This window comes from Deinococcus sonorensis KR-87 (assembly GCF_040256395.1).
Lineage (GTDB): Bacteria > Deinococcota > Deinococci > Deinococcales > Deinococcaceae > Deinococcus > Deinococcus sonorensis.
Genome location: NZ_CP158299.1, coordinates 393,721 through 411,619 on the forward strand (window position 1 = coordinate 393,721; position 17,899 = coordinate 411,619).

Consider the following 17,899-nt stretch of genomic DNA (forward strand, 5'->3'; position numbering starts at 1 on the left):
ACCTGGGGGGAGTGGGCCACCGACAGCGTCAGTCCACCGGCAGGTGCGGCAGCACGCTGGCCATCACAAAGCTGCCCTGGCGCACCAGCAGAATGCCGCCCAGCGGCACCTCCAGCACCAGCAGGTCGCGCAGGATGGCGGCCGGGGCGCCGGGCAGCACCACCGCCAGGTCGCCCTTGTAGTCCTGGCGCAGCGTCACCACCCGGCCCTCCACCTCGATGGCCAGCGGCTCCCCGGCAAAGCGCAGGCTCAGTGTCTCGTCCGGGCTGACCAGCCGCAGCGGCCCCACCGTCGGCAGCTGCGTCTCGGACGGCGGCACCAGCCGCAGCGGATCGGCCGCCTGCTGCAGCAGGCCCAGCAGCTGGGCCACATGGCTTTCCGGCGCCTCGATGGCCTCGGCGGCGGCCCGGAACAGCTGCTCGGCCTCGGGGGGCGGCAGGTGACGCAGCCGGGCCAGCAGGTTCTCGGCTCCCTTGCGGGCGAAGGCCAGCAGCGCCGGTCCCGAGGCCGCGGTGTAACGGTCCGCGCTCAGCGCGCTCACGCTGTCCGGGTCCACCCGGCCGTCACGCAGCCGCTGCGCCACCGCGCGGGCCAGCCGCAGGTTCAGGTAGGCCCCGTTGGGGTCCAGCAGCGCGGCCACCACCCGCGCCAGCCCCATCAGCGCGCCCAGGTCGGTGCCCGGCTCGTCGGGGCAGTGCAGGTACAGGTAGTCGCCCGATACCAGCGCCACCGCCGTCCGCTCGCCCAGGCTGATCTCGATGCCGCCCGGCTGTTCCTCTGCCCGCGATGACAGCCGGTACTCCAGGTCGCCCACCGCCAGCAGCCAGCCCTCGCCGGCCCGCTTCCAGCGCAGCGGCAGGTTGCGCCAGCGCGTGTGGCTGCCGCCGCTCAGCCGCACCGCCAGGGCGCTGGCGCCGTCGTCTGGCTGCGCCAGCGCAAAGCGTTCCTGGCTGGCGTACAGCACCTGCGGGAGCGGGGGCCACTCGATGCCCTGGCCGCCGTCCGAGGTGGGCACCAGCCGTTGCAGGAACTCCAGCAGCCGTGCGGCCGCCTCACGCACCCGCACACGCTCCTCGGCCGGCCGGGGCGCTCCGGTTTCGGCCCGCAGCGCCTCAATCAGCGTGCGGGTCAGCTCCGGCCCCAGCCGGTCGCGCTCGGCGGCCCGCACCCGCGCCGTGGTCACGTCCTGGTCCGGATGACGCGGGTACGGATTGTGCACGATGGCGTTCAGCGCGTCCCGCAGGCGACCGAGCACCGGCTGGGCACCGCCCGGCCCGCTACGGCGGCCGTCGCGCACCGCCGTGCAGACCTGATCGGCCAGTTCACGCAGCAGCGTCAGCGCCACACTCTCGTTGTCGAGCGAGGTCAGCGGATCGCCCAGCCGCGGCAGGGTCATGCTGTGCTCCCCACGCTCCAGGTCCACGTGCAGCACGTACGCCACCCGCAGGGTGATCAGGTCCGGTTCGCGCAGCCACTGCTCCGCCTGCGCCTGCGCCTGAATCCACATCGCCTCGCGCCAGATGGTGTAGCGCAGCTCCAGCAGCGCGTGCTGCTCACCGCCGGCCTCCTGCGGCTGCGGGCTCCAGTGCGACAGCGCGCCTTCCTCTGCCGGATGCGCACGCTGAACCTGGGCGCGCAGGAAGTTACGCCACTCGCGGTCGGTCCGGCCGAAGCGCCGCAGCAGCGCGGCGTCCAGCGGGGCGGCCTGCAGCAGATCGCGCAGGTCGCCCAGGGAGCGGCGCCCGCCACGCGGCGTGCGCCCGGCGATCAGGTCGCGCACCTTGTACTCGTAGAGCTCGACCAGCTCCACCCAGTAATCAAAGGTCGGAGATGTGGGCAGTGACACCTCCACAGTATGCGGGAATCCGGGGTGAACCCGCGCTCCTGTTGGAGACCGCAGCACCTGTCAGTATCCCGAAAGGATCAGGGCGGTATAACGGAGGGCAAATGACGCGCTGCCTTCTGCTCCCCCGCCTCCGTTCCCGGCTTCCGGTCGGAGGTGCCGCATGAACGCGCTGCTGCTGACGGCCCTGTTCGTGGTGGCGCTGCTGCTGGTAATCCGCGTGCAGGAGCGCGCGCTGGCCACCTCGCTGGCGGTGGCGGCCGGTCTGTGTGCCCTGCTGCTGGTGCTGCTGGGCGGCCTGGACCGCAGCTGGGGCGTGCTGGTGGTGACCGGCATGCTGGTGAGCGGGGCCGTGATGGTCTTCGGCCACGTGCAGCTGGACGCGCGGCCCAGCCGGCCGCGCCGCACCCGCCTTCCGGTGCGGGTGGTGCGGACCGCCAAGCCGGCGCCGTCCAGCCGTCAGCCGTCCAAGACCCAGCCGGGCAGCGAGATGAGCTTCCAGGACTATGAGGTGCTGGACCGCATCGGCATCGGCGGCATGGGCAGCGTCTACCGCGCCCGCCGCCGGGCCGACAGCCGGATCGTGGCGCTGAAGGTCCCGCAGGAGAAATACCTGGCCGACGCCAAGTTCGTCAAGCGCTTCTACCGCGAGGCGGAGGTGCTGAAGCGCTTCAGCCACCCGAGCATCGTGCGGGTCTATGACTACAAGGCGCAGGGCAACGAACATTACATCGCCATGGAGTTCCTGGACGGCGACAGCCTGGAGGCGCTGCTGGAGGAGCGCCAGCTGAGCTTTGCCGAGACGGTGCAGGTGATTCGCGCGCTCAGCGACGCGCTGCGCCACATCCACGCCCAGAACGTGGTGCACCGCGACATCAAGCCGGCCAACGTGATGGTCCTGCGCGGCGCCTTCCAGGACGGGCGGCTGCGCGAGGGCGGCGTGAAGCTGATGGACTTCGGCATTGCGGTGGGCAAGGTGCTGACCCGGCTGACCATGACCGGCGCCCGCGTCGGCACGCCCATCTACATGGCGCCCGAGCAGGCCAAGGGCAACCGGGTGGACGCCCGCAGCGACGTGTACTCGCTGGGCCTGCTGATCTACGAGATGGTCACCGGCCAGACCGCCTTCAAGGGCAGCTACGAGGCGGTGGTGCACCAGCAGGTGTTCGAGTCGCCCAAACCGCCCCGTCAGGTGCGGATTGAGGTGCCGGGCAAGCTCAACGACCTGATCCTGAACATGATCGAGAAGGACCCGGCCAGCCGCCCCACCCTCGATGAAGTGATTGCGCGAATTGACGCCGGGGTGCTGTCGGACGAGCGCTGGACCGACCCGGTGGGGCTGGCCATCAGCGTGCAGGAGAAGCGCGGCGCTCTGCGGCTGCTGGACCTGCAGGCCAAGCTGCGCCAGAGCCTGCGCGACCTCGCCGGCCCGGGCTCACTGCCCACCGCGCCCAGCGCGCTGTGTGGCGACGAGCACGGCAACCTGTACATGAGCCTGCTGGAGTACCGGCAGGGCAAGAGCGGCGCCCTGATCCGCAAGCTGGACGCCTACGGCAACGAGGTGCTGGCGTTCGGCGCCTACGGACTGGGCGAGGACGAGCTGCTGCAGCCGGTCAGTCTGGCGGCGCTGGGCGGACGGTTGTACGTGCTGGACGCCGAGGCGCACCACGTGGTGATCTTCGACGACCAGGGCCACTTCATCCGGCGCTTCGGTGGCCGGGGCCAGGGCGGGGGCCGCTTCGAGGGACCGCGCCAGCTGGCGGTCAGCCCGGAGGGCGACGTGTACGTGCTGGACAGCGGCAACAGCGAGGTGCAGCGCTTCAGCTATGACGGTGAGTACGTCTCGCGCTACGCCTTCCGCCAGGACCGCACTTCCGAGACGCTGCGCCCGTTGGAGGGGCTGGCGGTGGACGCCCACGGCGCGGTGTACATCGTGGACGGCACCGCCGGCAAGCTGCGCAAGATCGAGCATGGCGGCACTCCCGGCCTGACCTTCCCACTGGAGACGCTGGTGGGCGAGCCGAGCGACGTGCCGTGGCTGCTGCAGGTCACCGACCAGGGCGTGATATACGCAGTGCGGCAGGGCGGACAGGTGCTGCGGACCTACAGTTCGGTGGGCGACCTGATGAGCAGCACCGACATGTACGCGCCGGTGCAGGCCATGTCGCTGCTGGAGCGTCCGCTGGAGCAGCGCGGCGAGCCCACCCCCACAGAAACCCAACCGCGCGTGGTGTCGGACAGCATGGGGCCACTGCTGAACTGAGCCGCTCTGGCGCGTCTCCCTGACAGTGACAACAGTACCGGCCCGCGCGGGAGATGGCGGGCCGGTACTGTTGTCCCAGACTGCTACGCGGCTTACGGGCGTCCGCTGAGCGGGTGATATTCTGAGGCAAGTCAAGCCTGGAGTTTCTTTGCACGTCTGAGCCTTGACACTTCGAAGGAGGAATACGGAATGTACCGAGGCAGAGAGGGGCAGTGGGCATTTATGCTCCACCGCCTGTCAGGGTTGGCCATTCTGGCCTACCTGTTGTTGCACGTCATCAGCATCTCGCTGTTCGTGTTCGGTGAGGACCCCTATATGGCGGTCCACAACCTCTATGATTTCGCGCTGTTCCGCATCGGGCTGATCTTCGTCTCGGCGGCCGTGGTGTACCACTCGTTCAACGGGCTGCGCATCATCGTGATGGACTTTGCCGGGACCGGCGTGGCCTACCAGCGGCAGATGTGGTATGGGGTGCTCGCCCTCAGCGCGCTCACCATGCTCTACGTGGCCTACAAGGTCATCCCGCGCATCTTTTTCGGAGGACTCTAAGTGATCCGTGCCAAAACCTACAGCGACGCCCGCACGCAGGCGAGCGGCAATGCCGAGCTGAACTGGTGGATCTTCATGCGGGTCAGTGGCCTGATCCTGATGTTCCTGGTGCTGGGTCACGTGTACATGACCTTCGTGCAGGTTTCGGAGTCGGACGCCACCTATGACGCGGTGGTGAGCAAGCTCAGCAATCCGGCCTGGAAGTTCTACGACTGGCTGATTCTGGTACTGTCCCTGCTGCACGGCCTCAACGGCGCGCGCTACAGCATCGAGGACTACATCCGCACCCGCCCTAACCGCTTCTGGGTCAAGAGCATCTTCTATACCCTGGTGGGCGTCATCTTCACCCTCGGCACCGTGGGCCTGTTCAGCATCTGAAGTACTTTCTCTCAAAGGACGTTTAGCAATGGCTATGCACCATACATACGACGTGCTGGTGGTGGGCGCGGGCGGCGCGGGCCTGATGGCGGCGCTGTACGCGGCCAAGGGCGACGTCTCGGTCGCCGTCCTCAGCAAGCTCTACCCCACCCGCTCGCACACCGGGGCGGCGCAGGGCGGCGTGGGCGCGGCGCTGGGCAACATCGCCGAGGACCACTGGGAATGGCACATGTTTGACACCATCAAGGGCGGCGACTACCTGACCGATCAGGACGCGGCCGAGGTGTTCGCCAAGGACGTGATCGAGGCGGTGTACGAACTGGAGCACATGGGGCTCCCGTTCTCGCGCACCCCGGAAGGCAAGATCGCCCAGCGCAAGTTCGGCGGCCACACCCGCGAGTTCGGCAAGGCGGCGGTGGAGCGCAGCTGCTACGCCAAGGACCGCACCGGCCACATGATCCTGCAGACGCTCTACCAGCAGAACGTCAAGGCCGGCACCACCTTCTTCAACGAGTACCACGTGCTGGACCTGATTCTGGAAGACGGACGCTGCGCCGGCGTGGTGGCCTACGACTACGCCACCGGCGAGCTGCACACCTTCCGGGCCAAGGCCGTCATCCTGGCGGCGGGCGGGTACGGGCGGGTGTTCAAGATCACCAGCAACGCCCTGACCCTGACCGGCGACCTGATGAGCGTGTACTACCGCAAGGGCCTGCCGCTGGAGGACATGGAGTTCTACCAGTTCCACCCGACCGGCCTGACCAAGCTGGGCATCCTGATCACCGAGGGCGTGCGCGGTGAGGGCGGCATCCTGCGCAACAACTCGGGCGAGCGCTTCATGGAACGCTACGCACCGACCATCAAGGACCTGGCGCCGCGCGACATGGTCAGCCGCGCCATCATCACCGAGATCCGCGAGGGGCGCGGGGTGGGGCCGGACAAGGACGCCATCTACATCGACCTGACGCACCTGCCGCGCGAGACCATCGAGAACAAACTCTCGGAGATCACTGACCTGTCGCGCACCTACCTGGGCCTGGACCCGGTCAAGGACCTGGTGCCGATCCAGCCGACCGCGCATTACGCGATGGGCGGCATCCCGACCACCATCGACGGCGAGTGCCTGGCCGACGCGACCACGGTGGTGCCGGGACTGTACGCAGCCGGCGAGCAGGCCTGCGTGAGCCTGCACGGGGCGAACCGGCTGGGCACCAACAGCCTGGGCGACCTGATCGTGTTCGGGCGCCGGGCCGGGGTGGTGGCCGCCAAGTACGCCAAGACGGTGGAGCTGCCGCCGGTCCCGGAAGACCCGGCCGCCGACGCCCGCACGCTGCTGGAGCAGGTCAAGTCGGCCAGCGGGAACGAGAACGCCGCCCAGATCCGTAAGGAGCTGCAGGAGTCGATGATGAACAACGTCGGCATCTTCCGCAACGGCCCGGACATGGAAAAGCAGGTGCAGATCATCCGTGAGCTGAAGGCCCGCTACGCCCACGTGGCTGTAACGGACCCGGGCGTGCGTTACAACAGCGAGCTGATCGAGACGCTGGAACTTGGCTTCCTGCTCGACTGCGCCGAGGCGATGGCCCACTCGGCCCTGAACCGCACCGAGTCGCGCGGCGCCCATGACCGCGAGGATTACCACGCCCGCGACGACGAGAACTGGCTGAAGCACACCCTGGCGTACAAGGATTTCGAGCACCCGGGCAACGTGCGCATCGACTACAAGCCGGTGACGCTGAAGGGCTACACCCGCGCCTTCGAGCCGAAACCCCGCGTGTACTGAGCGGCCGGGCCGCAGGTCCGCCGCTTTGGAAGCCTGACCCTGTTCGGCCCGTGCCGGTCGCAGGACAATGAAGGGCGGCCGGGCTGACCGGCCCTCTTCCCCGCTGCAAGGAGCCACATGAAGATCAACGTCAAGATTCTCCGGTACAACCCGGAGAAGGACAGAAAGAGCCACTGGGAGACCTACCCGGTGGAGGCGGCCCCGGGCGACCGGGTGCTGGACGTGCTGAATTACGTCAAGTGGTACGTGGACCCCAGTCTGACCTTCCGCCGCTCCTGCGCCCACGGCATCTGCGGCTCGGACGCGATGCTGATCAACGGGCGCAACCGGCTGGCCTGCAAGACGCTGCTGCAGGACATCGTGAAGGAAGGCGGCACCCTGACCGCCGAGCCGATCCGTGGCCTGAAGGTCGAGAAGGACCTGCTGGTGGACATGGAGCCGTTCTTCGACGCCTACCGCGCCGTGATGCCGTTCTTTGTCAACAACGACCCCACCCCGGTGGGCGAGCGGATCCAGAGCCCCGAGGACGCCGAGCGGATGGACCACGGCAGCAACTGCATCCTGTGCGCCTGCTGCACCACCAGTTGCCCGATCTACTGGGTCAACGGCCGCTACCTGGGTCCGGCGGCCATTGTGCAGGCGCACCGCTTCATCTTCGACACCCGCGACCACGCGGCGCGCGAGCGCCTGGCCATCCTGAACCAGAACACCGGCGTGTGGCGCTGCCGCACCGCCTACAACTGCACCGAGGCCTGCCCCCGCGACATCCCGATCACCCAGCTGATCGAGGAGGTCAAGCGGGCCGAGATGTACGCCCAGTCGTAACCCTCAGGCTTCACCACAGCGGCGCAGAGGATCATCTCTGCGCCGCTGCCCTTTGACCTTCAGAACTGCAGGGTGTAGGTGCCGCCCGCGCTGTCCTGACAGTCCCCGATGCCGTGGCCGGAGCGGTCCACCTGAAAGGTGCAGCTGAGCGTCTTGCCCTGCGGCGTCTTGGCGATCAGGTTGCCGGGGCGGGTGGCGCTGCCGGGGCGCGGGCCACCCGGCGCCTGCACCCCCACCCCGCTGAAGAAGCCATCCGGACCGCCCCCGCTCTGGTAGCCGCCCGCGAAGCTCACGCTCAGACCCAGCGGCGGCGCCTCGCCCAGCACCGTGGCCTTGCCGCTGTAGCGGTCCTGGCCCAGCGTCACGACGACGTTGTCCGGATCGCCGGGCAGCAGCGCGCGGGTCGGGAGACCCGCCGGGAAGCGGATGGTGCCTTCCTGGCCGCTGCGGACATTCACGACGCGGCCAGCCGTGTCCTGCAGGGTAGGAGCGCACGAGGCGAACAGCACGGCAGCCAGCAGCAGCACAGGAGGACGGGTCATGGTGCCTCCAGGGTAGGCTCGCCGGGTGGTGCGTGGCTGAGAGTGGCGTAAACTGCCCCGCAGCGCCGCTTATGCCACACTGCCAGCATGACGCAGAGTGACGCGGGCTTTCGTGAACGGGTGCTGGCGCTGGTGGCCCGGATTCCGTCCGGGCGGGTGATGACCTACGGTCAGCTGGCCACCCTGGCCGGCGCGCCGGGCGCGGCTCGGCAGGCGGGGTTCGTGTTGAGCGGCCTGGCGGGCGGCGCCGCCGGCGACCTGCCCTGGCAGCGCGTTATCAACGCGCAGGGGGCGGTCAGCACCGACCGGCTGGGCTTCGGCGACCTGCAGCGGGGCCTGCTGGCCGCCGAGGGGGTGGTGTTCGACACGGCCGGACGCTGCGACCTGAAGCGGCTGCAGTGGTGGCCGGACGAAGAGCCAGCGGCGCAGGACAGCCTCTTCGGCTGATCGCCGGGTGAGAAGCGTGTCAGAGTCGGGGCACTAGAGTGCTTCAGCTGCAGCAGGAGGCGCACGCCTCCATCTGAACCGCCGGTCTGTGCGCCCCTGCGCCGGACCGGCTGAACGCTGCCCAGGAGCCTTTCACTCATGCACAGATCCCTTCTCCGACGCACCCTGCCCTTGACCGTCCTCAGCCTGCTGGCGGCCCTGACCGCCGGTTCAGCCGCCCAGGCCCGGCCGCTGAGCGCCATCCGTGCCAGCGGCGTCCTGCGCGTCATCGCCCCGGCCGACCTGCCGCCCTTCAGCTATGTGGCCGGCGGCACGGACGTGGGGTTCGAGATTGACCTGATCACCGCCATCGCCAGCGACATGAACCTGAAGGTCGAGGTGCAGCACGCCCCCAGCAACCAGCTGTTCCAGGCGTTGCAGGACGACCGCGCCGACGTGGCCCTGGCCGCGCTGGCCATCACCAGCACCCGCGAGCAGCGGGTGGACTTCACCCAGCCGACCCTGTGCGCCGGCGTCAGTGTCATCAGTTCTGATCCCAAGCTGCAGCTGCACACCGACCTGCAGGGCCACACCATCGGGGTTCCGGCCGGCACCATCATCGAGAGCTACGTGCAGCACCTGGCGTTCCAGAAGAGCGTGCGGGTCTACCCGACCATCAGCGACGTGACGCTGGCGCTGTTCGCCCACCAGATTGACGCCACCTTCGGCTACACCATCATGAAGCCGGTGCTGGCCAAGCTGTACCCGAAGTATCCGGTGGTGTTCGGGCCGGCGCTGTTCAACGTGCCGATCGGCATGGCCACCGCCCAGGACAACGCCACCACCCGCTCGGCCCTCAACCTGGGCCTGATCCGGGTCACGCACGACGGGCGGTACGAGAAGCTCAGCCAGACCTACTTCGGCACCGACGTGCGCTGCAAGAAAGGCTGAGTCACACAGAAGCGCCGGGCCACTCCAGTCAGGGTGGCCCGGCGCTTCTGTCTGCCCTGGCGCTTACAGCCCCAGGTACCCCAGGTAGGCGCGCACCAGCCCCTCGCCCCAGAACAGCGCCACCAGGGCGCCCAGCGCCAGATACGGACCGAACTTCAGCCGGTTCTCACGCCAGATCAGCCGCTGCAGCAGCCCTAGCAGCGCGCCGGCCACCACCGCCACCACCACCGCCACCAGCAGCCGCTCCCACCCCAGAAACGCGCCGATCACGGCGGCCAGCTTCACGTCGCCGAAGCCCATCGCGGAGGGGTCGTAGTCCTCGCTGTCGTCGTCCGGGCGGGTCCACCAGTACACGCCGCACACCAGGCTCATCGCTCCGGCGGCGGCCAGGGCGCCCTGCACCATCAGGATCAGGCCGGGGCCGTAGCCGGCCGAGCCGAGCGCCAGGCTGACCAGCACGCCGCCCAGCGTCAGCAGTTCCGGCACGCGCAGGGTGCGTTTCAGCAGCAGGTTCAGGGCCGCGCTCAGCAGCCCGGCGCCCAGGCCCCAGCCGACCCCCAGCCACGCGCCCACCAGCAGCGACACCGCGATCTGCTGATACCCCAGCGGATACTCGGGGAACGAGCGCTCGCGGAAGCGGCGCAGCACCCAGGAGCCCAGCAGGTCAATGGTGATCAGCAGGCCGGCGCCCAGCAGCATGCCGCGCAGCGCCTCGGCGAACACCGGGAGGCCGGTGGCGTCGGCCCCGGTGCGGGCGTTGACCAGCCCGAACAGCAGGCCCAGCGCGGCGCCCGGCAGGGTCAGCTCGTCGGGGATGGTGTAGGTGCCCTGGTCAATGACCGAGGCGACCAGCAGCAGCGTGAACAGCAGGCCCAGGCCCAGCAGGCTGGCGCCCACCTGCGAGTACGGGAAAGCCCACGCCAGCAGGCCGTATGCCAGCCCGGTGATCAGCTCGATGACCGGGTAGCGCGGGCTGATCGGGGCGCGGCAGTAGCGGCAGCGGCCGCCCAGCGCCACCCACGACAGCACCGGCACCAGGTCCAGCGGCGCCAGGGCATGGTCGCAGTTCGGGCAGTGAGACGGCGGAAAATTGACGCTCTCGTGCCGGGGAAGCCGCCAGATCAGCACGTTCGAGAACGAGCCGATCAGCAGCCCCAGCACGGTGGCCACAACGATCATCAGGGCGTCCGGGATCACGCCCCGCAGTGTAGGGGCTCATCGGTTGCGCGCCTCTTACAGCGCCCCGGTCAGTCGGGCCAGACCTTAAGCAGGTTGATCAGCGCCGGCTCGCGCACGAAGCCGAGCTGCTCGTTGATCCGCAGGATCGGGGCGTTGCCACTCTCGTTGTCGGTCCACAGCCGCTCCGCCCCGGCCGCCTGGGCATACCGGATGCCCGCCAGCTTCAGGGCCGTGGCCACCCCCCGGCCACGCCAGGCCCGCCGGACCCCGGTCAGGCCGATGAACAGGTCGGGGCTGGCCGCGCTGCGGTACACGTCGGAACTGCCGATCAGCTGGTCTCCGTGGCGGGCCAGCAGATACCCGTCCGGCAGAAAGCCGGGGTCCTGCAGCACCCACTCGTCATACTGCTCCAGGCGGATGGGGGTGGCCGGGTCGCTGCGCGGCACGTCCAGCCGCACCTCGCTGAACAGCCGGTGCAGCTGCACCTTCCAGCCGGACGGGTCCTGAGCCTGCAGGTCGGCGACACTCAGCAGCTCCACGCCCTGCTCGGCCACCTGCGCCTGCAGCCGGGCATAGGGGGCGGCGTCGAAGCGGGTCAGGTCCAGCCAGCTGGTCCAGTACCGCTTGTGTTCCCGGAACCCGCGCTGCTCGAAGAACTGCAGGGCGGACGGATCGTCCTCGCGCACGGCGCCACGCACCGACAGCGGATTGTGGGCGCGCAGGCCCTCCAGTACGGTGTCGTAGAGCTGCCGGCCCAGCCCACGGCCACGCGCGTCCGGGTGCAGCAGCAGGTCCATCACAAATTTGCGCGGGTGGTACTGACCGGGCGACTGCATGTACTGGCCAAAGCCCAGCAGCTGCTCGCGGGGGCCGCGCAGCACCCAGCGGGCGTGATGGTACGCCAGCTGCCGCTGGTCGCGGTCCATGCTGCCCAGTTCGTCGGCGCTGATGGCGCGGTCCGGACGCAGCTGTGTGATCAGCGCCGCCACCGCCTCCAGATCTGCGGCGCTGGCGGGCTGGATACTGATCGTCATGGTCACAGGTCACCTCTCTCGTGGCGCACCAGGCCCAGACGGGCCGGTTCACGCGTGAAGCCGAGCCGGTCGTTGACGCGCAGCATCGGCAGGTTCTGGCTGTGGTTGGAGGTGCGGATGCGCTGCACCCCGCTGCGGCGGGCCTGACCGATCGAGGCGCGTTTGAGGGCCAGCGCCACACCCTGTCCCCTGGCCGCCCGCGCCACGGCGGTCATGGCCACCACCTGTTCTCCCGGCTCGCCGCTGTCTTCCAGCGCCGTGAAGCCCAGCACCACGCCCTCCCGGATGGCCACCATCAGGTCCTGGGGCCGCACCGGCGCGCCCTGCAGCCAATCGTGCCGGAACTGCTCCAGGGTCTGCGGCGTGAAGGGCTCCCCTTCCGGACGCGGGAGGTCCTGGCGGGCCTGCTGGTAGACGTGGTACAGCTGCGCTTCCCAGTTGGGCACGGCGGCGGGCAGCTCCGGCAGGGTCAGGCACTGCAGGTCGGGCAGCGGAGCCGCGTCATCGGTCCAGGCGGCCAGATCCAGGGTGCGGTCCCAGAAGCGCTGCTCCTCCACGAAGCCGCGCCGCTCGGCAAAGCGCAGGGCCACCGGGTTGGCCTCGCTCGCCACCGCCCGCAGCACCCGCAGGTTCAGCGGCTGCATGGCGGTCCCCAGCGTGTCATACAGGGCCGCGCCCAGCCCACGGCCCCGCTGCTCCGGCAGCACCGCCAGCTCCAGCCACACCGAACCGGGCCGGCGCGCCCCCAGCGGCTCCAGCCATTCGGCCACCCCCACGATCTGTCCTTCCCGCTCGCTCACCCAGCGGGCGTGGGTGGCGCCGGCCTGCCGCTGCCGGTCATCTTCGGCCAGCAACGTGGCGGCGGTGGCCGGGTTGCCGGGGCGACCCCGCGTGTAGACCCGGGCGGCCGCCTCCGCATCACCGCGCACGAACGGCCGGACGGTCACGGCTGCACCGCCCCGGTCTGCAGCGTCAGCTCATAGCGGCGCCGGATCACCGCCAGTTCGAAGCCCAGCTGCTCGTTCATCCGCCGCATGGCCACATTTGGCGCGTCGTTGTAGGTGCGGATCTCGCCGCCACCCTGCTGTTGCAGCGCCCGCATCGAGGCCAGCTTGAGGGCGCGGGCCACGCCCAGGCCCCGGTCCTGCCGGCGCACCCCGGTCATGCCGATCATGTAGAACCCGCCGGGGCTCTGCATCAGCGTGGTGTAGCCGATGAAGGGGCCACTCTCGGGGTCATCCAGGCCGTCACGCAGCGCCACGAACGACAGCTCCGGGCGGAACATCGGGTCGAGCAGCTCCTGCTGCACCCAGGCCTCCAGGGGCCGCTGGGTGAGCGTCTGCCCCATCGGCACGTCCTGAAACAGCTGCCAGTCGAGCGCCCACAGCCAGCGGTCACGCTCCGGCTCGCCGGCGAGCGACGCCAGGCTGACCAGCCGCACGCCCGCCTGCTGCAGGCGGGGTTCCAGCGCGTCCAGCGTGCCGTAGTCCACCCGGGCCGTGTGCAGCCGCAGATCATAGCGCTGCCAGACGCCCTCGAAGCCTCGCGCCTTCAGGAAGTGAATGCCGGTCTGCTCACTGTCGGGCAGCATGGTCCGCAGCACGAGGCGGCCCAGCTGTTCCTGCTGCTCACGCGCCTGAAGCACCCGCAGCGCCTCCGCGTACAGCGCGCTGCCCACTCCCTGCCGCCGGGCGTCCGGATGCACCACGATCTTGCCGGAGTACCGGTGCGGCTCGAAGGCGAAGTCATCGTGTCCGGCGTGCATCACGCCCACCACCCGGCCCTCCTGCTCGGCCACCCGCTGCGTGAAGTACAACTGCCGGTCACGCGCCTCGTCTTCCGCCTGCAGGAGTTCAGGCGTGGCGGGCCAGTCGGGATCGGCCGCACTCAGGACGGCCGCGATGGCGGCGAAATCGTCCGGAGTGCGGACCTCTCGGAGGGTCAGGGACGTGGTGGTCATGAATTCATGGTGCGGGGAGGCGGTCAGGAATGCATCCGCCAAATGGCTTCCCGCGCCGCTCCCCGGCCGTCCAGGTCGTCATACGGCAAGCCCAGCAGCTGACCGGCGCCGTTCCAGCCGCTCAGACACGACAGCGGCACCCCGCCGCCCGGATGCACCGTCCCGCCCACCTGTGCCAGATTGCCGAGGCCAGGAATGCGCCAGCCGGGGCGCAGGCTGCCCAGCAGGCCGTGCGGCGCGCGTCCGTACAGCGCGCCGGCCTGGGCGGTCAGGGCGTAGCGGGCCGGGTCCAGCGCCAGCCAGTCGCGGACCGGCAGCGGCAGGCGGGTCTGCAAGCGCGAGAGCAGGAAACGGGCGTAGCCGTCCCGGTCCGTCACGGCGTCCGGACGCGGCGGCGCGTTCACCAGCAGAAATCCCCGCTCGCCGTCCAGGTGCAGGTACAGCGTGGGGTCGGAGGGCAGCTGCCCGGCGCGGATGTCCTGCCACTCCCGGGCGTAGTCGGGGGGAAACAGCAGGTGGTGCGCCTGCCCCAGGTGCTCGCCGAACTGCAGCTGAAGGGCAAAGCCGCTGACGCCCCGGGGCTGGGGGTCCGCGCCCAGGCCCAGCCACTGCCGGGTGAGCGAGCGGTCGGCGGCGCTGACGAACAGGTCGGCGGTCCACACCCCCCGGTCGGTCTGGGCGGCCACCACCCGGCCCTGCCGCACGATCAGGTGCTCCACCCGGGTGTCCGGCTCGAACTGCACCCCCAGCTGCCGGGCCTGCTCGGCCAGCCGGGTGGCCAGCACGCCCAGCCCACCTGCCAGGTGCCACACGCCCAGCCCCAGCTCCACCCAGGAGATGTTGTGCAGCACCGCCGGCGCCCGGTAGGGGTCCGCGCCCAGGTAGGTGGCGAAGCGCAACCAGAAGGGGGTCAGGTGCGGGCCACTCTGCACCAGCTGGGACAGCTGCAGGTGGGGGGCGGCCCGGCGGCCCCCGCTCAGGGCGTAGCGGGCCAGCTGGGCGGGTCCCGGCGGCGGCCCGAAGATGAAGGTGGGCTCTGCGTCCCGGTACATGGTATGCGCGGCCCGGAGCAGCCGCTGATAATCCTGCCCTTCCCCGCGAGTCAGCTGGGCCAGGGTGCTGTCCAGGCTCCCGGCCACCTGCAGCGCCTCCGGCGCGAACACCCGGCCGTCCGGGTACAGGTAGCGGGTGGTGGGCCGGGCCGGAGTGAGCTGCGGTTCCGGCAGTCCCAGCCGGCGGTGCAGGCCCCGGAACACCTCCGGCATCGTGACCACGGTGGGGCCACTGCTGAAGCTCTCCCAGCCGAGTGCCGCCTTGCCGCCGGGCCGCGCCAGCCGGTCCAGCACCGTGACGCTCACTCCCTGCTGCCGCAGCCGGAGTGCGCTCATCAGACCCGCGAAGCCGGAACCGATGACCAGGGCAGAGGGGGTCGCCATGCCGGCCAGGGTAATGCAGTGGGGCGCCGGGTGTGGTCAGGACGGCTACGGAGTGGTCAGGAGCGCTCTACCCAACTGGCCGGGATAGGCGACAGGGGCTGACGGGTATTTCAGCTACGCTCTGGGTCATGGCACACATCCTGTTGTTCCACCATGCCCAGGGACAGACTCCAGGCTTTCTGGCCTTCGCAGACGAGCTCCGGCAGGCCGGGCACGAGGTCACCACCCCCGATCTCTACGGGGGCCGCACCTTCGACACCCTGGAGGCGGGCGTCGGGCACGCGCGGGAACTCGGCTTTGACACCCTGCTGGAACACGGCGTGCAGGCGGCCGAGAGCCTGGGCGGCGAGCTGATCTACGCCGGGTTCTCGCTGGGCGTGATGCCGGCGCAGCAGCTGGCCCAGACCCGTCCCGGCGCGCGGGGGGCACTGCTGTTCCACGCCTGTCTGCCCTTCTCCGAGTTCGGCGCGCAGTGGCCGGAGAATGTCCCGGTTCAGGTGCATGCCATGGACGCCGATCCGTTCTTCGTGGAAGACGGCGATCTGGACGCCGCCGAGGCCCTGGTCGCGTCCACGCCTCAGGCGGAGCTGTTTCTGTATCCGGGTCACCAGCACCTGTTCACCGACCGCAGCCTGCCGTCGTATGACGCGTCGTCCAGCGCACTTTTAACACAGCGCGTGCTCGATTTCCTGGCACAGCGCTGAACCGGCACATTGCTGGCTTGGACCGTCAGGCCATTCCACCTGTGTTCGCCAGACTTGCCTGACTGGACCCCCCAGACGTCAGGTTCCGCCCGGCTGATGGACAGCTCCCGTCAAAGGGGTGAATCCAGGACGACCGGGGCTCCATGCCCCACCGAGGGTACGCTTGACCCCACGCCGCAGCCGGTCCAGGTCCGCAGCCCTCAGGCTCCGATCTCCTCCGTCTCCTCGTCCGCCCACAGGGCGCGCATCTCCGCGCTGCGTTCCAGCAGGTCCCCCAGGCGGCCCTCGTCCACGATGCGGCCGCCCTCCATCAGGAGAATGCGGTCGGCGCGCAGCAGGGCGGCGCGGCGGTGCGACACCACCAGGCAGGTGGCGGCCCGGTCGGCGAACAGCCCGGCCCACAGCTGCGCCTCGGTGCGGGCGTCCAGGGCGCTGCTCACGTCGTCGAAGACCAGCAGGTCGGCGTCGCGGGCCAGCATGCGCGCCACCGCCGCCCGCTGCACCTGCCCGCCCGAGAGCTTCACGCCGCGGGCGCCCACCAGCGTTTCCAGACCGTGGTCCAGCTGCGCCAGATCATCGTTCATCACGGCCAGCCGCAGGGCGTGCGGCAGACGCGCTTCCGGCTCGCCCATCAGCACGTTCTCGCGCAGCGACTCGCTGAACAGCTGCGGCAGCTGGGCCGTGTAGGCGCTGCGCGGCGGCACGAAGAAGCTGGCCGGATCCGCGACCGTCTCGCCGTTCCACTGCACTTCGCCCGAGTCGCGCGGCATCAGGCCCAGCAGGGCGCGCAGCAGGGTGGTCTTGCCGCTGCCGATGCGGCCGGTCACCACCACGAACTCGCCGCGCCGCACCGTGAAACTGGCGTCCTGTACGCCGCGCCCTCCCGGATGCTGGGCGCTCAGACCACGCACCTCCAGCGTCTGCAGTGGGATCGCCTCCGGGCGTGGCGGCAGCTCCGGCAACTCGCCTTCCAGGTGCACCGGATGGTGCGCCACGATGGTTTCGGTGGGGGTATCCTGAAGCAGCCGGGTCATGCGCTCGAACGACACCCCGGTGCGGCGGTGCCGGGCAATCATGTCGCCGAAGAAGCCCATGCTGCCGGTCAGGCGCGGCAGCAGCGCTGCGAACAGCACGAAGTCGCCCAGCGACAGCACGCCGGTGCGGAAGCGGCTGGCCCCCATCAGCAGCACCAGGCCGGTGGCCACCGTGATCATGTTGTTGTTCACGCCCTTGATCAGCTCGGTAAGCAGCACGTCGCGCAGGGCCGCGTGGCGGCGCACCTCGCCGAGCCGGTTCAGGTGGGCCACCATCCGGTCCTCGCTGGCGCTGAGCTTCACGGCGCTGACCGCCCCGAAGGTCTCACCGATGAAGTCGGTGACGCGGGCGGTGGACTGGCGCATGCGTCGGCGGTAGGTGCGGATGGTGGGCGACAGCCGCTGCACCAGCAGCACCACCAGCAGCAGCGGGGTGCACACCACCACCGTGATCAGCGGGTCCACCCGCACCATCAGCGTCAGCGCCACGATGGTGTACAGCACGAAGCCGGACGCGTCGATCCAGACTTCGGTGTAGCCGGCCACGTCCTCCACGTCGTCGCGGAAGCGGCTGATCGCCTCGGCGGGGGTGTCGGGCAGGCGGCGCGAGCCGCGTGCAGTCAGCAGGTAGGCCAGCAGGTTGCGCCGCACCAGCGCGTCCAGGGTGTACCACAGCCGGATGAACAGCCGGAAGGCCCACAGGAACACGCCAAAACGCCCCAGCCGGCTGACCGCGAACAGGCCCACCATCCACCACGCGGCCGTCACCAGCGACGTGGACGGCTGTCCCGCCGCGATCTGCGCGGCGTGCCGGCTCAGCAGGTCGAAGATGCGACTGATGCTGTAGCTGAACACGGCGGGCAGGGTATGAAAGGCGCCCCACACGGCCATGTTCAGCGCGAACAGGCCGGGGCGGTAGGCAAACAGCCGCCGCATCAGCGTCAGGGTGGCGGGGCGCGGCGCTTCGGGGGTGGGGGCAGCGGTGGTCATGG

General features: G+C 69.9%; 16 protein-coding genes. 8 read left to right on the forward strand and 8 right to left on the reverse strand.

Annotated features, from left to right (window positions below):
* Nucleotides 1–28: 28 nt before the first annotated feature.
* Nucleotides 29–1,846 carry a hypothetical protein gene (locus ABOD76_RS07320; RefSeq protein WP_350244146.1) on the reverse strand — a complete coding sequence of 606 codons (1,818 nt, stop codon included), beginning with the start codon at nucleotides 1,844–1,846 and terminating at the stop codon, nucleotides 29–31.
* 160 nt (nucleotides 1,847–2,006) lie between these two features.
* On the opposite strand from ABOD76_RS07320, the gene ABOD76_RS07325 reads away from it, so the two are divergent.
* The 5 genes from ABOD76_RS07325 to ABOD76_RS07345 all read left to right on the forward strand — a co-directional run bounded on the left by ABOD76_RS07325 (nucleotide 2,007) and on the right by ABOD76_RS07345 (nucleotide 7,641).
* A complete protein-coding gene (locus ABOD76_RS07325; protein ID WP_350244147.1) occupies nucleotides 2,007–4,106 on the forward strand; it encodes a protein kinase domain-containing protein in 2,100 nt (699 codons plus the stop codon).
* A gap of 189 nt (nucleotides 4,107–4,295) precedes the next feature.
* The gene (gene sdhC, locus ABOD76_RS07330; protein ID WP_350244148.1) at nucleotides 4,296–4,655 is read left to right on the forward strand and encodes a succinate dehydrogenase, cytochrome b556 subunit; all 360 of its coding nucleotides are present in this window, start codon (nucleotides 4,296–4,298) and stop codon (nucleotides 4,653–4,655) included.
* Nucleotides 4,656–5,033: a succinate dehydrogenase hydrophobic membrane anchor subunit gene (locus tag ABOD76_RS07335; RefSeq protein WP_350244149.1), complete on the forward strand. Its 378-nt coding sequence runs from the start codon at nucleotides 4,656–4,658 to the stop codon at nucleotides 5,031–5,033.
* A 34-nt stretch (nucleotides 5,034–5,067) separates the two neighbouring features.
* Nucleotides 5,068–6,816, forward strand: a complete 1,749-nt coding sequence (gene sdhA, locus ABOD76_RS07340; protein ID WP_350244150.1) for a succinate dehydrogenase flavoprotein subunit — start codon at nucleotides 5,068–5,070, stop codon at nucleotides 6,814–6,816.
* Nucleotides 6,817–6,933: 117 nt separating this feature from the next.
* Entirely contained in the window at nucleotides 6,934–7,641 is a 708-nt protein-coding gene (locus tag ABOD76_RS07345) for a succinate dehydrogenase iron-sulfur subunit (protein ID WP_350244152.1), read from the forward strand.
* Nucleotides 7,642–7,700: 59 nt separating this feature from the next.
* Here the strand turns inward: ABOD76_RS07345 and ABOD76_RS07350 are convergent, their stop codons facing one another.
* Nucleotides 7,701–8,183 (reverse strand): hypothetical protein, encoded by a 483-nt coding sequence (locus ABOD76_RS07350; protein WP_350244153.1) that lies wholly within the window; start codon nucleotides 8,181–8,183, stop codon nucleotides 7,701–7,703.
* Nucleotides 8,184–8,270: 87 nt separating this feature from the next.
* Between ABOD76_RS07350 and ABOD76_RS07355 the strand changes: the two genes are divergently transcribed.
* Together ABOD76_RS07355 and ABOD76_RS07360 are read left to right on the forward strand one after the other, a co-directional pair.
* Nucleotides 8,271–8,630, forward strand: a complete 360-nt coding sequence (locus ABOD76_RS07355; RefSeq protein WP_350244154.1) for an MGMT family protein — start codon at nucleotides 8,271–8,273, stop codon at nucleotides 8,628–8,630.
* A gap of 138 nt (nucleotides 8,631–8,768) precedes the next feature.
* Nucleotides 8,769–9,560, forward strand: a complete 792-nt coding sequence (locus ABOD76_RS07360) for a substrate-binding periplasmic protein (RefSeq protein ID WP_350244155.1) — start codon at nucleotides 8,769–8,771, stop codon at nucleotides 9,558–9,560.
* 63 nt (nucleotides 9,561–9,623) lie between these two features.
* Here ABOD76_RS07360 and ABOD76_RS07365 read toward each other — a convergent pair whose 3' ends face one another.
* Genes ABOD76_RS07365 through ABOD76_RS07385 form a run of 5 tightly spaced genes read right to left on the reverse strand, consistent with a single transcriptional unit; the run spans nucleotide 9,624 to nucleotide 15,169 of the window.
* Complete coding sequence (locus ABOD76_RS07365; protein ID WP_350244156.1) at nucleotides 9,624–10,757, reverse strand: prepilin peptidase; 1,134 nt, start codon at nucleotides 10,755–10,757, stop codon at nucleotides 9,624–9,626.
* A gap of 50 nt (nucleotides 10,758–10,807) precedes the next feature.
* Nucleotides 10,808–11,773 carry a GNAT family N-acetyltransferase gene (locus tag ABOD76_RS07370; RefSeq protein ID WP_350244157.1) on the reverse strand — a complete coding sequence of 322 codons (966 nt, stop codon included), beginning with the start codon at nucleotides 11,771–11,773 and terminating at the stop codon, nucleotides 10,808–10,810.
* Nucleotides 11,774–11,775: 2 nt separating this feature from the next.
* Nucleotides 11,776–12,720 carry a GNAT family N-acetyltransferase gene (locus tag ABOD76_RS07375; RefSeq protein WP_350244158.1) on the reverse strand — a complete coding sequence of 315 codons (945 nt, stop codon included), beginning with the start codon at nucleotides 12,718–12,720 and terminating at the stop codon, nucleotides 11,776–11,778.
* Nucleotides 12,717–13,733: a GNAT family N-acetyltransferase gene (locus ABOD76_RS07380; protein WP_350244159.1), complete on the reverse strand. Its 1,017-nt coding sequence runs from the start codon at nucleotides 13,731–13,733 to the stop codon at nucleotides 12,717–12,719. The genes ABOD76_RS07375 and ABOD76_RS07380 overlap by 4 nt, the downstream gene beginning before the upstream one ends.
* A gap of 23 nt (nucleotides 13,734–13,756) precedes the next feature.
* Nucleotides 13,757–15,169, reverse strand: coding sequence for a phytoene desaturase family protein (locus tag ABOD76_RS07385; RefSeq protein WP_350244161.1), 1,413 nt, complete (start codon nucleotides 15,167–15,169; stop codon nucleotides 13,757–13,759).
* Between the two features lie 128 nt (nucleotides 15,170–15,297).
* On the opposite strand from ABOD76_RS07385, the gene ABOD76_RS07390 reads away from it, so the two are divergent.
* Nucleotides 15,298–15,873, forward strand: a complete 576-nt coding sequence (locus ABOD76_RS07390; protein ID WP_350244162.1) for a dienelactone hydrolase family protein — start codon at nucleotides 15,298–15,300, stop codon at nucleotides 15,871–15,873.
* 200 nt (nucleotides 15,874–16,073) lie between these two features.
* Here ABOD76_RS07390 and ABOD76_RS07395 read toward each other — a convergent pair whose 3' ends face one another.
* On the reverse strand, nucleotides 16,074–17,897 hold the full coding sequence (locus ABOD76_RS07395; RefSeq protein ID WP_350244163.1) for an ABC transporter ATP-binding protein: 1,824 nt from the start codon (nucleotides 17,895–17,897) through the stop codon (nucleotides 16,074–16,076).
* Nucleotides 17,898–17,899: the final 2 nt, after the last annotated feature.